Here is a 13,616-nt window from a genome sequence, read left to right as displayed (position 1 = left end):
TCGCCGTCCGCGCGCCCATCCGGCGCGCGACGGGTGGCGGTGATGCCGGGGTTTCGGACGTTTGGCGCAGGCGCGCCTGATAAAGGGGACTGACAGATGGTAAGCCGAGCCGAACGTGGCCCTGTGGCCGACTGGTTCTGGACGATCGACAGGTTCTTCCTGGCGACCTTCATCCTGTTGATGGGCGTGGGCTTCATGCTGTCGTTTGCGGCAAGCCCGGCGGTCGCCGAGCGCATCGGCCTCGACAGCTTCCACTTCGTCAAGCGCCACGCCGTCTTCCTCTTGCCGTCGCTGGTGGTGATGGTCGCCATCTCCTTCCTGTCGCCGAGGCAGGTGCGCCGCGCCGCGATCATCCTGCTCGGCGTGTCGCTCGCGATGATGGTGCTGGTGCTGTTCATCGGCCAGGAGGTCAAGGGCTCGATGCGCTGGATCTCAATCGCCGGCATTTCCATCCAGCCCTCGGAATTCATGAAGCCAGCCTTCGTGGTCGTCTGCGCCTGGTTGTTTTCGGAACATGCGCGCCAGCCGGAAATTCCCGGCAATCTCTTTGCCATCCTGCTCTTCGGCATTGTCGGCGCGCTGCTCGTCGCCCAGCCCGACCTTGGCCAGACGATCCTGACGACCGCGGTCTGGGGCGGCATGTTCTTCATGGCCGGCATGCCGTGGCTGTGGATCATCGTGCTCGCCGGCGCTGCCTTCGGCGGCTTCTTCGTCGCCTATACCATGCTGCCGCACGTGGCCGGCCGTATCGACAAATTCCTGACCGGGGAGGGCGATACCTTCCAGATGGACACGGCGCGCGAGGCGATCATCCGCGGCGACTGGTTCGGCCGCGGTCCGGGCGAAGGCATCGTCAAGCGCATCATTCCCGATAGCCACACCGACTTCGTGTTCTCGGTGGCGGCTGAAGAATTCGGCATCGTCTTCTGCATGCTGATCGTGATGATCTTCGCCTTCCTGGTGCTGCGCGGCCTCAACCACGCCTTCCGCGAGCGCAACGACTTCAACCGCTTCGCCGTTGCCGGCCTCGTGCTGCAGATCGGCATCCAGTCGATGATCAACATCGGCGTGAACCTCGAACTGCTTCCGGCCAAGGGCATGACCCTGCCGCTGATCTCCTATGGCGGCTCGTCCATGGTGGCGATCTGCGTCACCGCCGGCTTCATCCTGGCGCTCACGCGCCATCGCCCAGAGAAGCGCGCCGTGGAGCGTAGCCTGTTTCGGTCCGGCATTGGCGTGCCGGCGGAGTAAAGAATGACCAAAGGCATTATCCTTCTTGCCGCCGGGGGTACCGGCGGCCATCTGTTCCCGGCCGAGGCGCTCGCCCATGAGCTGAAGGCCAACGGCTATTCGGTGCATCTGGTGACCGACAGTCGCGCCGAGCGTTTCGCCGGCAAGTTCCCGGCAGACGAGGTGCATGTGGTGCCGTCGGCAACCATCGGCTCGAAGAACCCCATTCATGTCGTGCGCTCGCTGTGGACGCTCTGGACCGGCATGCGTGCCGCGCGCCGGCTGATCGCCCGGCTGCGGCCGAAGGCCGTCGTCGGTTTCGGCGGCTACCCGACCGTGCCGCCGCTGCTGGCGGCAACCGGCATGGGCGTGCCGTCGATGATCCATGAACAGAACGCTGTCATGGGTCGTGCCAACAAGGCGCTCGCCTCCCGCGTCAAGGCGATCGCCGGCGGCTTCCTGCCCGAGGGCACCGGTACCTTTGCCGCCAAGACGGTGACGACGGGCAACCCGGTGCGTCCGGCCGTGCTCGATGCTGCCAAGGTGCCTTATGTCGCGGCGGCGGGCGAAGCGCCGTTCCATCTCGTCGTCTTCGGCGGTAGCCAGGGCGCGCAATATTTCTCGAAGGCGATCCCCCAGGCGATCTGCCGTCTCGACGACGCACTTCGCCAGCGGCTGACGGTGACGCAGCAGGCGCGTCCGGAAGATCGCGACGGCGTCATCGCCACCTATGAGAAGCTCGGCGTTCCCGCCGAGGTCTCGCCGTTCTTCACCGATATGGCCGAGCGCATCGCCGGCGCCCAGCTGGTCATCTGCCGCTCGGGCGCCTCGACGGTTTCCGAGCTTGCGGTCATCGGCCGGCCGGCGATCCTCGTTCCCTATCCTTATGCGCTCGATCACGATCAGGCGGCCAATGCCGCGGCGATTGCCGCCAAGGGCGGCGCAAAGGTGATCGCCCAGGCGGAGCTGACCGCCGAGCGCCTTGCCGGCATTCTTGCTGAGGCCATGGCCAATCCACAATCGCTGGCGCAGATGGCCGCCAATGCGCGCGAAACCGGAAAGCCGGACGCCGCGCGCTTGCTTGCATCGATGGTAGAGGCTATTGCCAGCGGTTTGACAGTCGAGACATTCAAGGAAAAGCGCTCATGAAAATGCCGAAGACGATCGGTCTGGTTCATTTTATCGGTATCGGCGGTATCGGCATGAGCGGTATTGCCGAGGTGCTGCACAATCTCGGTCACCGGGTGCAGGGCTCCGATCAGTCTGATAGCGCCAATGTCCAGCGGCTGCGCGAAAAGGGCATCGAGGTCTACGTCGGCCACAAGGCCGAGAACATCGGCGATGCCGAAGTGGTCGTCGTGTCGACCGCGATCAAGAAGGACAATCCCGAACTGATCGCCGCCCGTGAAAAACTGCTGCCGGTCGTGCGCCGCGCCGAGATGCTGGCCGAGCTGATGCGCTTCCGCAATGCGATCGCCATCGGCGGCACCCACGGCAAGACGACGACGACCTCGATGGTTGCTGCCCTTCTCGATGCCGGTGGGCTCGACCCGACCGTCATCAACGGCGGCATCATCAATGCCTACGGCACCAATGCCCGCATGGGTGAGGGCAAGTGGATGGTGGTCGAGGCCGACGAGTCCGACGGCACCTTCCTCAAGCTGCCTGCCGATGTCGCCGTCGTCACCAACATCGACCCTGAGCATCTCGACCACTACGGCAATTTCGACGCCGTGCGCGCCGCGTTCCGCCAGTTCGTCGAGAACGTGCCATTCTACGGTTTCGGCGTGCTCTGCCTCGATCACCCCGAAGTGCAGACCATGGTCAGCAAGATCGAGGACCGCAAGGTCATCACCTACGGCGAAAACCCGCAGGCCGACGTTCGTTTCCTCAACATCCGCATGGACGGTGCCACTTCCGTCTTCGATATCGAGATCCGCCGTCGCCGCACCGGCCAGGTGATCTCGATGAAGGATCTGCGCCTGCCGATGCCCGGCCGCCACAATGTGTCGAACGCCACGGCCGCGATCGCGGTCGCCCAGCGCCTCGGCGTCAGCCCCGAGGCGATCGCCAAGGGGCTTGCCTCCTTCGGCGGCGTCAAGCGGCGCTTCACCTTTACCGGCGACTGGAACGGCGTGCGCATCTATGACGACTACGGCCACCATCCGGTCGAGATCAAGGCCGTGCTCAAGGCGGCGCGCGAGGCATGCCAGGGCCGCATCATCGCCGTGCACCAGCCGCACCGCTACTCGCGCCTTGCGAGCCTGTTCGAAGATTTTTCAGCCTGCTTCAACGACGCCGACACGGTTCTGATCGCGCCTGTCTATGCGGCCGGGGAGGAAGCGATCGACGGCGTCAACGCCGAAGAGCTCGTCAACCGCATCAAGGCCGGCGGTCATCGCGACGCCCGGCATGTGGTCGGACCCGAAACAATCGCGCCGGTTGTCAGCAAGATTGCGCAGCCGGGTGATTTTGTGGTTCTCTTGGGGGCTGGCAGCATCACCTACTGGGCCGCTGCCCTGCCACGGGAACTCGCAGACATTTCAGGAAATTGAGCATGAAACAGGTCAACGGTCAGAAACTACTCGAAGCACTCGGAAGCGGAGTCAGCGCCGTTCGCGGCCGCATCACGCCCGATGCGCCGATGGATCGCGTGACCTGGTTCCGCGCCGGCGGTCTTGCCGAGCTGATGTTCCAGCCGCACGACACTGACGATCTCATCACCTTCCTGAAGCTGGTTCCGGCTGATGTACCCGTCATGGTCATGGGTGTCGGCTCGAACCTTTTGGTTCGTGACGGTGGCATTCCTGGTGTCGTCATCCGGCTTTCGGCCAAGGGTTTTGGCGATCTCGAACTCGTCGGCGAGAACCGCATCAAGGCCGGCGCGATCTGCCCGGACAAGAACATTGCGGCGATGGCGCTCGATAACGGCATCGGCGGCTTCTATTTCTACTACGGCATTCCTGGCGCGATCGGCGGCGCATTGCGCATGAACGCCGGCGCCAACGGCTCGGAGACCCGCGAGCGCGTCGTCGAGGTGCACGCGGTCGATCGTCAGGGCAATACGCATGTGCTGTCGAATGCCGACATGGGCTATGGCTATCGCCATTCCGCGGCGGCTAAGGACCTAATCTTCACGCACGCCATCTTCGAAGGTTATCCCGAGGACAAGAACAAGATCCGCACCGACATGGACGCCGTGCGCCAGCACCGCGAAACCGTGCAGCCGATTCGCGAAAAGACGGGGGGATCGACCTTCAAGAACCCGGAGGGACATTCGGCCTGGAAGCTGATCGACGAAGCGGGTTGCCGCGGCATGATGATTGGCAGCGCGCAGATGTCGCCGCTGCATTGCAACTTCATGATCAACACCGGTCAGGCGACGGGCTACGAGCTCGAATATCTCGGCGAAACCGTGCGGAACCGCGTGCTCGAACATTCCGGTGTTCGGCTGGAGTGGGAAATCAAGCGCATCGGTACCTTCATGCCGGGCTACGAGATCAAGGAATTCCTCGGCCGCGGCATCGCCTGAGGCTTATGGGAATAGTTTTATGAAGGGCCGCAGCGGCAACGCTGCGGCCCTTTTCGCTTTTCTGGCGTCCTCAGCCGGAGTCTCTTTCTCTCGCCGTCATGCTTGGGCTTGATCCTCGCATCCACGGGTCCAGGTCGGCATCTTTGCGCGGAGGCTGGATCCAGGAAATTGGATTCAGGGAGACAAGATCAGAGCTTGCTGGCAACGAGGGTCGCGGGCTAAAGCCAACTTGTCATGACGTGCCGCAACCAAGCTGGCACCTGCTAACTTCCGCATACTCTAACGTCTGGACTAACAATGGATCAGGGAACTCTGGGAAAAATCGCTGCCATTTTGAATGCTGGTTCAACAAATTATTCCGTTTTTCTGAAGTTGTACGAGGTGCAACTGGGGAGCCAGATAGATTCAACTGCAATTGTTCAGATGGTGTTGGGGACAGGAGCTGTGTTGGGCGGAATAGAAGAAGTACAAAGTGGGTCGGTGTGGCCGGAGGTTATGGAAGCCGTGCTGTATGTTGGTGACTCTAGCGCTGGTCCATCAAGTACAGCACTTAAATCCGGACAATTCACTTCCTTAGTTGAGCTGCTCAAGGCGCAGGTCGACACGATGGTCAAGACATCAGCAACAATCGAGACCTTCTGGCTTAGCAACGGGCATCCCGCCTATCCCGTGTTTTGGGACTTCGCGTTTCTCTTCAGAACGGATGCAACTGCAACTATCTTCATCGGAGCAAGTTCGGACTAGGCAACTGGTCGGAGACTTGGCTACCAGAACTGGCCCACGGAAAGAGCCGCAGCGTTGTCGCTGCGGCTCTTTCGTTTTTTGTGGAACAGGCCGCGTGTGTGGCGAGGCGCAACAGAAATCAGGCCGAAACCTCTTCTTCCGTCGACAGCACCAGGCAAACGAGCGTGATCGCAGCGGCCCCCAGCAGATAGTAGCCGACATGGTCGAGGCTGTAGTTGGTCGCAAGCCAGGTGGCGATGTAGGGCGCGAGCGACGCGCCGAAGATGCCGGCGAGGTTGAAGGTCATCGACGCGCCGGTATAACGCACCGAGGTCGGGAAGGGGGCGGCGAGTGCTGCGCCAATCGGACCATAGGTGAGCCCCATCAGGCCGAGGCCGAGGATGGAGAACAGGAAGGCGCCGCCGAGACCGCCGGCCATGAGCGGTGCCATGACCAGGCCGAAGGCGCCGATGCCGATGGTGGTGATGATCAGCACCAGGCGGCGGCCGTAGCGGTCCGACAGGATGCCCGAGACCGGGATCATCAGGCCGAAGAAGACGACACCGGTCATCTGCACGACGAGGAACTGCTCACGCGAATAGCCGAGCTTGGCCGTGCCCCAGGACAAAGAGAACACCGTCATCAGGTAGAACAAGACGAAGGTGGCAAGCGCCACGAAGGTGCCGAGCACGAGGCTGCGCTTGTGGAACCGGAAGATCTGCGCGATCGGAACCTGGACGCGCTCGTGCTTGTCGATCGCCTTCTGGAATTCCGGCGTCTCGGTGATCTTCAGGCGGACATAGAGGCCGACGATAACCAGCAGGATGCTGGCAATGAAGGGCACGCGCCATCCCCAGGCGAGGAAGGCCTCATCTGTCATGACTTCGCCGAGGATGAGGAAGGTACCGGCCGACAGGATGAAGCCGATCGGGGCGCCGAGCTGCGGGAACATGGCATACCATGTGCGCTTGCCCTCGGGCGCGTTCTCGGTTGCGAGCAGCACGGCGCCGCCCCATTCGCCACCGAGGCCGAGGCCCTGGCCGAAGCGGCAAAGGGCGAGCAAGAGCGGGGCCGCGACGCCGATCGACGCGTAGGTCGGCAAGAGGCCAATGACGACGGTGGAAATGCCCATGGTCATCAGCGCTGCGACCAGCGTCGCCTTGCGGCCGACCTTGTCGCCGAAATGGCCGAAGATCACTGCGCCGAACGGGCGGGCGAAGAAGGCGATGGAGAAGGTGGCGAAGGATTGCAGCATGGCCGATGTCGGGTCGGACGTCGGAAAGAAGAGATGCGGGAATACGAGCACCGCTGCGGTGGCGTAAACGTAGAAGTCGAAGAATTCGATGGTGGTGCCGACGAGGCTGGCGAACAGCACCCGGGCAGGGGAGTTCACTGCCGGCGTCTGCAACGCGCTATCCTTCGGCGACAGGGAGGTTGTCGCGTCTGTCATTGTTGTCGTTCCTGATATGGATGTCATGCCGTCTTGGGAGGCGGTCGGGGCGTCTTAACGCAAGTTTCCGCATGTTGAAACCCTGAATTCGTAAGAAATGCGAACGAATCCGAGGGGTGGCGCAGCATTATTCCGAGGGTGCATGGCTCGCGCGAATCATAGGCACGGCTGCTCCTAAAATAGGCAGACAAGTGAAGGCCCGGCGTGCGGTTTCGTGTTTTGCGGGCGATGACATCCCTGTCACAACCGGGGTTGACCGGAATCAAAATGTGGCAAACTCTGGGCGATTGAAGCGATCAGCTTCGGTTTTCGGGAGCGAATGCATGTTCAAGAAGCTTTCTGCGGAATTTCTCGGTACATTCTGGCTCGTTTTCGGCGGCTGCGGCAGTGCGGTGCTGGCGGCTGCGTTTCCGGCTGTTGGGATCGGCCTGCTCGGCGTTTCCTTCGCCTTCGGCCTCACCGTTCTCACCATGGCCTATGCCGTCGGCGGCATTTCCGGCGGCCATTTCAACCCGGCCGTTTCTGTTGGTCTGACCGTTGCCGGCAAGTTCCCAGCCTCCAGCCTCATCGGCTACATCATCGCCCAGGTGCTGGGCGCGATCGTCGCTGCAGCCGTGCTCTACGTCGTCGCCAGCGGCAAGGCGGACTTCCAGCTCGGCGACTTTGCCGCCAATGGCTATGGCGAACATTCGCCCGGCGGCTATTCGCTGACGGCCGCGCTGGTGATGGAAGTGGTGATGACCTTCTTCTTCCTGTTCATCATTCTCGGTGCCACCCATGGCCGCGTGCCCTCAGGCTTTGCGCCGATCGCCATCGGCCTGGCGTTGACGCTGATCCATCTGGTGTCGATCCCGGTCACCAACACATCGGTCAATCCGGCCCGCTCCACAGGGCAGGCGCTATTCGTTGGAGACTGGGCGCTTTCGCAGCTTTGGCTCTTCTGGCTGGCTCCGATCGTCGGCGCCGCGATCGCGGGAATCGTCTGGAAAATCGTCGGTGAAGACGATTAATCGCTTCGGCAAAAACGACTGATCGTTAAGCCGAAAATACCGCCAATCGTTAAGGCCTCGCACCGAATTGGTGCGGGGCCTTCATTTTTTAGCGGTTTGTGTTTTGTGTAAACAGGCCGCGCCAACGCGCTGATTTCGTGCCAGAAAGCGTTGTAATCGCAACGTTTTCGAGCACGGCTACCGATCGTTTCCCGACTAAGGTTAATAAAAGTAAACGGTTCATTAACTATAATGCCGTTCTAGTGCCTCCGATGGCCACCGGTGACTCGCGTTGCCGGATTCAGCCAGGCGCAAGCAAGCGTTGCGATAGTGACGTATTTTCGGGGGTATGAATGAACGGCAAGCATGTAGCTGTCCTTATGGGCGGATTTTCTTCGGAGCGACCGGTGAGCCTGTCGTCCGGGGCTGCATGCGCCGATGCTCTGGAAGCGGAAGGTTTCCGCGTTACGCGTGTAGACGTCGCGCGCGATGTCGCTTCGGTTCTGGCCGCGCTGCGCCCGGACGTCGCCTTCAACGCCCTTCACGGTCCGTTCGGCGAGGATGGCACGATCCAGGGCATTCTTGAATATCTGGAAATTCCCTACACCCATTCTGGCGTTCTGGCCTCCGCACTCGCCATGGACAAGGCGCAGGCCAAGCACGTGGCCGCCGCCGCCGGTGTTCCGGTTGCCGAAGCGCTGGTGATGGATCGCCGGGGCTTTGGTCCGAAACATCCGATGCGCCCGCCATACGTCGTCAAGCCGGTCAGCGAAGGCTCGAGCTTCGGCGTCGTCATCGTCAAGGAAGATCAGTCGCATCCGCCGCAGGTCGTTACCTCGAGCGAGTGGCGTTATGGCGACCGAATCATGGTCGAACGTTATGTCGCCGGCCGCGAACTCACCTGCGGCGTCATGGGCGATAAGGCGCTTGGCGTCACCGAAATCATCCCGCAGGGCCACGCCTTCTACGATTATGATTCCAAATACGTAAAAGGTGGCTCGCAACACGTCATTCCGGCACAGGTTTCACCAAATATTTACCAAAAAATACAAACACTCGCATTGAAGGCGCATCAGGCAATCGGTTGCCGGGGCGTCAGCCGATCCGACTTTCGCTTCGACGACCGTACCTCCGGTGAAGGCGAATTGATCTGGCTGGAAATCAACACCCAGCCCGGCATGACCCCAACCTCCCTGGTGCCCGAGATGGCTCAGCATGCTGGCCTTGGTTTTGGCGAGTTTCTGACTTGGATGGTGGAGGACGCTTCGTGCTTGCGGTAAGGGGCAAAAGGGGCAAGAGAGTTCGTGACCCGCTGGGCGCAGTTGCTGCCGAGGCGGATGGCGCACGCGTTCTGCCGCGGCCGCTTCGCAAGGCCGTTCGCTTCCTGGTCAGCCTCGGCAGCGGCCGCGTCCGCTTTCCAGCCCATACCGGCACGATCGCTGCCGTCGCGTTTTTCGCCGCCACCGGCTTTTACGGCATGTCGCTCGGCGGCCATACACAGAACGTCGCGCAGGCATCGACGACGGCGGCCGGCTTTGCCATCGAGGACGTGCGCGTCTCCGGCAACGAGCAGACCTCCGAGATCGATATCCTGCAGCAGCTCGGCCTTGACGGCACGACGTCGCTGGTGGCGCTCGACATCATCGAAGCGCGCAAGCTGATCGCCGAACTGCCCTGGGTGCAGGGCGTTACGGTTCGCAAGGTCTATCCGAGCACGATCGAAGTCACGCTCACCGAGCGCAAGGCCTTTGGCATCTGGCAGCACGGCTCCGACCTGTCGCTGATCGAGCGCAGCGGCAGCGCGATTGCGCCGCTGCGCGACAACAAGTTTGCAGCCCTGCCGCTGTTCGTCGCCGCGACGCCGAGACGGCAGCGGCCGATTTCTACGACGAGTTTTCCCGCTGGCCGGAGATTCGCTCGCGGGTGAGGGCCTTCGTGCGCGTCGCCGGCCGTCGCTGGGATCTGCGCCTCGACAACGGCATCGTCGTCAAGCTGCCGGAACACGATGTCGCCCGTGCGATGAAGGTTCTGTCGGAGATGGAAAGCGAGCACCAGCTGCTCGAGCGCGACATCGCCGCAGTCGATCTGCGGCTGGAAGATCGAACCACAGTTCAATTGACGCCGGATGCGGTCACCCGGCGCGAAGTTGCCTTGAAGGCGAGGGACAAGATGCTGAAGGCGCAGGAGACGGAGAGAAAGAAAGAGGGGCGGATATGAGTTTGTTCGGTTCCTCCAGCTTTGGCCTGCCGCGCCTGAAGCCGCTTTCTTCGAAGCGGTCTCATGTCGTCTCGGTGCTGGATATCGGCTCGACGAAGATCGTGTGCATGATCGGCCGGCTGACGCCGCGCGCCGAAAGCCAGATCCTGCCGAACCGCACGCATAGCGTCGAGATCATCGGCATCGGCCACCAGAAATCCCGCGGCGTGAAGAACGGCGTCGTCGCCGATCTCGATGCGGTCGAAAGCGTCGTGCGGCTCGCCGTCGATGCGGCCGAGCGCATGGCCGGCCTCACCATCGACAGCCTCATCGTCAACATTTCCGCAGGCCGCCTGCAGAGCGACGTCTATACCGCGACCATCGACCTCGGTGGCCAGGAAGTCGATGCCAGCGACCTGAAGAGAGTGCTGTCGGCCGCCGGCCAGCAATCGCTGCGTTCCGACCGCGCCATCCTGCATTCGCTGCCGACTGGCTTCTCGCTCGACGGCGAGCGCGGCATCCGCGATCCGCTCGCCATGTTCGGCGACGTGCTCGGCGTCGACATGCACGTGCTGACCGCGGAGCGGGCGGCGCTGAAGAATCTCGAACTTTGCGTCAACCGAGCGCATCTCTCGGTCGAGGGCATCGTTGCGACGCCCTATGCCAGCGGTCTGGCGGCTCTTGTCGATGACGAAGTCGAACTCGGCTGCGCCGCGATCGACATGGGTGGCGGCACGACGACGATCTCGGTCTTTGCCGAGGGCAAGCTGGTTCACGCCGACGCGGTCAGCCTCGGCGGCCACCATGTGACGACGGACCTGGCGCGCGGTCTTTCGACCCGCATCGAAGACGCCGAACGGCTGAAGGTCGTGCACGGCTCGGCCCTGCCCAACAGCGCCGACGAGCGCGACATCGTCTCGGTCCCGCCGATCGGCGAGGACGACCGCGACCAGCCGACCCACGTGCCGCGCGCTCTGGTGTCGCGGATCGTACGCGCCCGCATCGAGGAAACGCTGGAGCTCATCCGCGACCGCATCCAGCGCTCGGGCTTCAGCCCGATCGTCGGCAAGCGCATCGTGCTGACGGGTGGCGCCAGCCAGTTGACCGGCCTGCCGGAAGCGGCACGCCGCATCCTGGCGCGCAATGTTCGTATCGGCCGTCCGCTCGGAGTTTCCGGGCTGCCGGCTGCTGCCAAGGGACCGGCGTTCTCCACGGCCGTCGGTCTGATGATCTATCCGCAGGTCGCCGACCTCGAAACGCATGCGGCCCAGGGCGGCATGTTCTCGTCGATCGGCAACGGCAACGGCCGCATCGCCCGCATGGGCCAGTGGCTGAAGGAAAGTTTTTAGAGCGCCGCGCGTCCGGATGGACGTGCAAAGCGCGCTCTAAGGTTTGTGACGTGCATAAGCCTTTCCGAAAATCGCAGACGATTTTCGGGGTTATGCGCGGAGTACGGCCGGCACCGAACAGGGACGATGCTGGACGAAGACAAAGTTGGAATTTCAAGGATTTGGTCGGCTCGGCAAGGCGGCCAGAAAACAGAAGGAACGGGTACTATGACTATCAACTTGCAGAAGCCGGATATCACGGAGCTGAAGCCCCGCATCACCGTCTTTGGTGTTGGCGGCGGCGGCGGCAATGCCGTCAACAACATGATCACAGCGGGTCTTGAAGGCGTCGACTTCGTCGTTGCCAACACCGACGCGCAGGCGCTGACCATGACCAAGGCAGAACGGGTCATCCAGATGGGTGTCGCCGTGACCGAGGGTCTGGGCGCCGGCTCGCAGCCGGAAGTCGGCCGCGCGGCTGCTGAAGAGTGCATTGATGAGATCATCGATCACCTGCATGGCACCCACATGTGCTTCGTCACCGCCGGCATGGGCGGCGCACCGGCACCGGTGCAGCCCCGATCGTCGCGCAGGCCGCCCGCAACAAGGGCATCCTGACTGTCGGCGTCGTCACCAAGCCTTTCCATTTCGAAGGCCAGCGCCGCATGCGGCTCGCCGACCAGGGCATCGCCGAACTGCAGAAGTCGGTCGACACCCTGATCGTCATCCCGAACCAGAACCTCTTCCGCATCGCCAATGACCGCACGACGTTTGCCGATGCGTTCGCGATGGCCGACCAGGTCCTCTATTCGGGTGTTGCCTGCATCACCGACCTCATGGTCAAGGAAGGCCTCATCAACCTCGACTTCGCCGACGTCCGCTCGGTGATGCGCGAAATGGGTCGCGCCATGATGGGCACCGGCGAAGCCTCGGGCGAGGGCCGCGCAATGGCCGCTGCCGAAGCTGCGATCGCCAACCCGCTGCTCGACGAAACCTCGATGAAGGGCGCACAGGGCCTCTTGATCTCGATCACCGGTGGTCGCGACCTGACCCTGTTCGAACTCGACGAAGCTGCGACCCGCATCCGCGAAGAAGTCGATCCGGACGCCAACATCATCCTCGGCGCCACGTTCGACGAAGAACTTGAAGGCCTGATCCGCGTATCGGTCGTTGCCACCGGTATCGATCGCACGGCCGCGGAGGTAGCCGGTCGTTCGGCCGACTTTCGTTCGGTAGCAGCGCAGAAGCCGATCATCCGTCCGTCCGCAGCCATTCCGGCACAGCAGCCGGCGGTTGCCCAGCACCAGCCCGCTCCGGTCCAGCAGCCGGTCGCCCAGCCGGTGCAGCAGCAGAACTCCGTCGACCAGATCGCGCTTGCGATCCGCGAAGCGGAAATGGAACGCGAACTCGACATCGCAACCCGCGCCGCCACCCAGGCTCCGGCTCCGATGCAGCAGGCTCACGACGACTTTCGTCCCCAGAGCAAGCTCTTTGCCGGTGCCGCACCGGTAGAAGCCGCTCCGGTCATGCGCCAGCCGGCTCCAGTTCAGCGTCCGGTCGAAATGCCGGTTCACGCACAGGTCCAGCCGCAGCCGGTTCAGCGCCAGGAGCCGATCGCTCCGGTGATGCGCCAGCAGGCCGAGCCGGTTCGCATGCCGAAGGTCGAGGACTTCCCGCCCGTCGTAAAGGCCGAGATGGACCAGCGCGCCCAGCCGGCGCCGCAGTTGCAGGAAGAGCGCGGCCCGATGGGTCTTCTCAACCGCATCACCAGCTCGCTCGGCCTGCGCGAAAGGGAAAGCCCCAGCGTCAACGCCGACATGACGGCCGGTGCGCCGAGTGCGGCTTCCCAGCAGCGCCGTCCGCTTTCGCCGGAGGCCAGCCTCTATGCGCCGCGTCGCGGCCAGCTTGACGATCACGGTCGCGCCGCACCGCAGGCGCGCTCGCACGAAGATGATCAGCTCGAGATCCCGGCGTTCCTGCGCCGTCAATCGAACTGATTTGAAGGCCCGTTCCTTCACCTTGCCGAATGCCCGGGCTACCGCCCGGGCATTTTTGTATTTCTAGCATTCTTTCAATAGGTTGCCGGCGTCGAACGGCGTGTTACAGATGCGTAACAAAACGAAACGAACAGTGATTTGGAATGGTGCCTCAGAACCACTATTTTCAAG

10 protein-coding genes and 2 pseudogenes are annotated in these 13,616 nt (G+C 62.7%); 11 read left to right on the top strand and 1 reads right to left on the bottom strand.

Going from position 1 to position 13,616, the window contains the following annotated elements; translation table 11 throughout:
• Positions 1-96: 96 nt before the first annotated feature.
• From ftsW to BKP54_RS17560, 5 genes are all read left to right on the top strand, one after another.
• Positions 97-1,251, top strand: coding sequence for a putative lipid II flippase FtsW (ftsW, locus tag BKP54_RS17580; protein WP_025427728.1), 1,155 nt, complete (start codon positions 97-99; stop codon positions 1,249-1,251).
• A gap of 3 nt (positions 1,252-1,254) precedes the next feature.
• Complete coding sequence (murG, locus tag BKP54_RS17575) at positions 1,255-2,379, top strand: undecaprenyldiphospho-muramoylpentapeptide beta-N-acetylglucosaminyltransferase (protein ID WP_025427727.1); 1,125 nt, start codon at positions 1,255-1,257, stop codon at positions 2,377-2,379.
• Positions 2,376-3,785 (top strand): UDP-N-acetylmuramate--L-alanine ligase, encoded by a 1,410-nt coding sequence (gene murC, locus BKP54_RS17570; RefSeq protein ID WP_025427726.1) that lies wholly within the window; start codon positions 2,376-2,378, stop codon positions 3,783-3,785. Before murG ends, murC begins: the two co-directional genes overlap by 4 nt.
• A 2-nt stretch (positions 3,786-3,787) precedes the next feature.
• Positions 3,788-4,762, top strand: coding sequence for a UDP-N-acetylmuramate dehydrogenase (gene murB / locus BKP54_RS17565; protein ID WP_025427725.1), 975 nt, complete (start codon positions 3,788-3,790; stop codon positions 4,760-4,762).
• Positions 4,763-5,059: 297 nt separating this feature from the next.
• Positions 5,060-5,506: a hypothetical protein gene (locus BKP54_RS17560; RefSeq protein WP_025427724.1), complete on the top strand. Its 447-nt coding sequence runs from the start codon at positions 5,060-5,062 to the stop codon at positions 5,504-5,506.
• 118 nt (positions 5,507-5,624) lie between these two features.
• On the opposite strand, the gene BKP54_RS17555 is transcribed toward BKP54_RS17560, so the two are convergent.
• A complete protein-coding gene (locus BKP54_RS17555) occupies positions 5,625-6,935 on the bottom strand; it encodes an MFS transporter (RefSeq protein ID WP_025427723.1) in 1,311 nt (436 codons plus the stop codon).
• Positions 6,936-7,258: 323 nt separating this feature from the next.
• Between BKP54_RS17555 and aqpZ the strand changes: the two genes are divergently transcribed.
• From aqpZ to BKP54_RS17530, 6 genes and pseudogenes are all read left to right on the top strand, one after another.
• The gene (gene aqpZ / locus BKP54_RS17550) at positions 7,259-7,945 is read left to right on the top strand and encodes an aquaporin Z (RefSeq protein WP_025427722.1); all 687 of its coding nucleotides are present in this window, start codon (positions 7,259-7,261) and stop codon (positions 7,943-7,945) included.
• Positions 7,946-8,277: 332 nt separating this feature from the next.
• Positions 8,278-9,204 carry a D-alanine--D-alanine ligase gene (locus BKP54_RS17545; RefSeq protein ID WP_025427721.1) on the top strand — a complete coding sequence of 309 codons (927 nt, stop codon included), beginning with the start codon at positions 8,278-8,280 and terminating at the stop codon, positions 9,202-9,204.
• A 32-nt stretch (positions 9,205-9,236) separates the two neighbouring features.
• A pseudogene (gene ftsQ, locus BKP54_RS17540) lies at positions 9,237-10,141 on the top strand (cell division protein FtsQ).
• Positions 10,138-11,469, top strand: coding sequence for a cell division protein FtsA (ftsA, locus tag BKP54_RS17535; protein ID WP_025427719.1), 1,332 nt, complete (start codon positions 10,138-10,140; stop codon positions 11,467-11,469). The pseudogene ftsQ and the gene ftsA overlap by 4 nt, the downstream one beginning before the upstream one ends.
• A 126-nt stretch (positions 11,470-11,595) precedes the next feature.
• Positions 11,596-12,146, top strand: a pseudogene (locus tag BKP54_RS37320) (hypothetical protein); the annotation flags it as partial.
• A gap of 90 nt (positions 12,147-12,236) precedes the next feature.
• Complete coding sequence (locus tag BKP54_RS17530; RefSeq protein ID WP_348626746.1) at positions 12,237-13,445, top strand: hypothetical protein; 1,209 nt, start codon at positions 12,237-12,239, stop codon at positions 13,443-13,445.
• Positions 13,446-13,616: the final 171 nt, after the last annotated feature.

Source organism: Ensifer sp. 1H6 (assembly GCF_001976035.1).
GTDB lineage: Bacteria > Pseudomonadota > Alphaproteobacteria > Rhizobiales > Rhizobiaceae > Ensifer > Ensifer canadensis.
The sequence above is the reverse complement of the archived record's forward strand: the minus strand, read 5'-3'. Positions and strand labels throughout refer to the sequence as shown.

Coding starts and splice junctions, on each gene's coding strand:
- ftsW (WP_025427728.1), top strand. CDS start 97: ATGGTAAGCCGAGCCGAACGTGGCCCTGTGGCCGACTGGTTCTGGACG.
- murG (WP_025427727.1), top strand. CDS start 1,255: ATGACCAAAGGCATTATCCTTCTTGCCGCCGGGGGTACCGGCGGCCAT.
- murC (WP_025427726.1), top strand. CDS start 2,376: ATGAAAATGCCGAAGACGATCGGTCTGGTTCATTTTATCGGTATCGGC.
- murB (WP_025427725.1), top strand. CDS start 3,788: ATGAAACAGGTCAACGGTCAGAAACTACTCGAAGCACTCGGAAGCGGA.
- BKP54_RS17560 (WP_025427724.1), top strand. CDS start 5,060: ATGGATCAGGGAACTCTGGGAAAAATCGCTGCCATTTTGAATGCTGGT.
- BKP54_RS17555 (WP_025427723.1), bottom strand. CDS start 6,935: ATGACAGACGCGACAACCTCCCTGTCGCCGAAGGATAGCGCGTTGCAG.
- aqpZ (WP_025427722.1), top strand. CDS start 7,259: ATGTTCAAGAAGCTTTCTGCGGAATTTCTCGGTACATTCTGGCTCGTT.
- BKP54_RS17545 (WP_025427721.1), top strand. CDS start 8,278: ATGAACGGCAAGCATGTAGCTGTCCTTATGGGCGGATTTTCTTCGGAG.
- ftsA (WP_025427719.1), top strand. CDS start 10,138: ATGAGTTTGTTCGGTTCCTCCAGCTTTGGCCTGCCGCGCCTGAAGCCG.
- BKP54_RS17530 (WP_348626746.1), top strand. CDS start 12,237: ATGGCCGACCAGGTCCTCTATTCGGGTGTTGCCTGCATCACCGACCTC.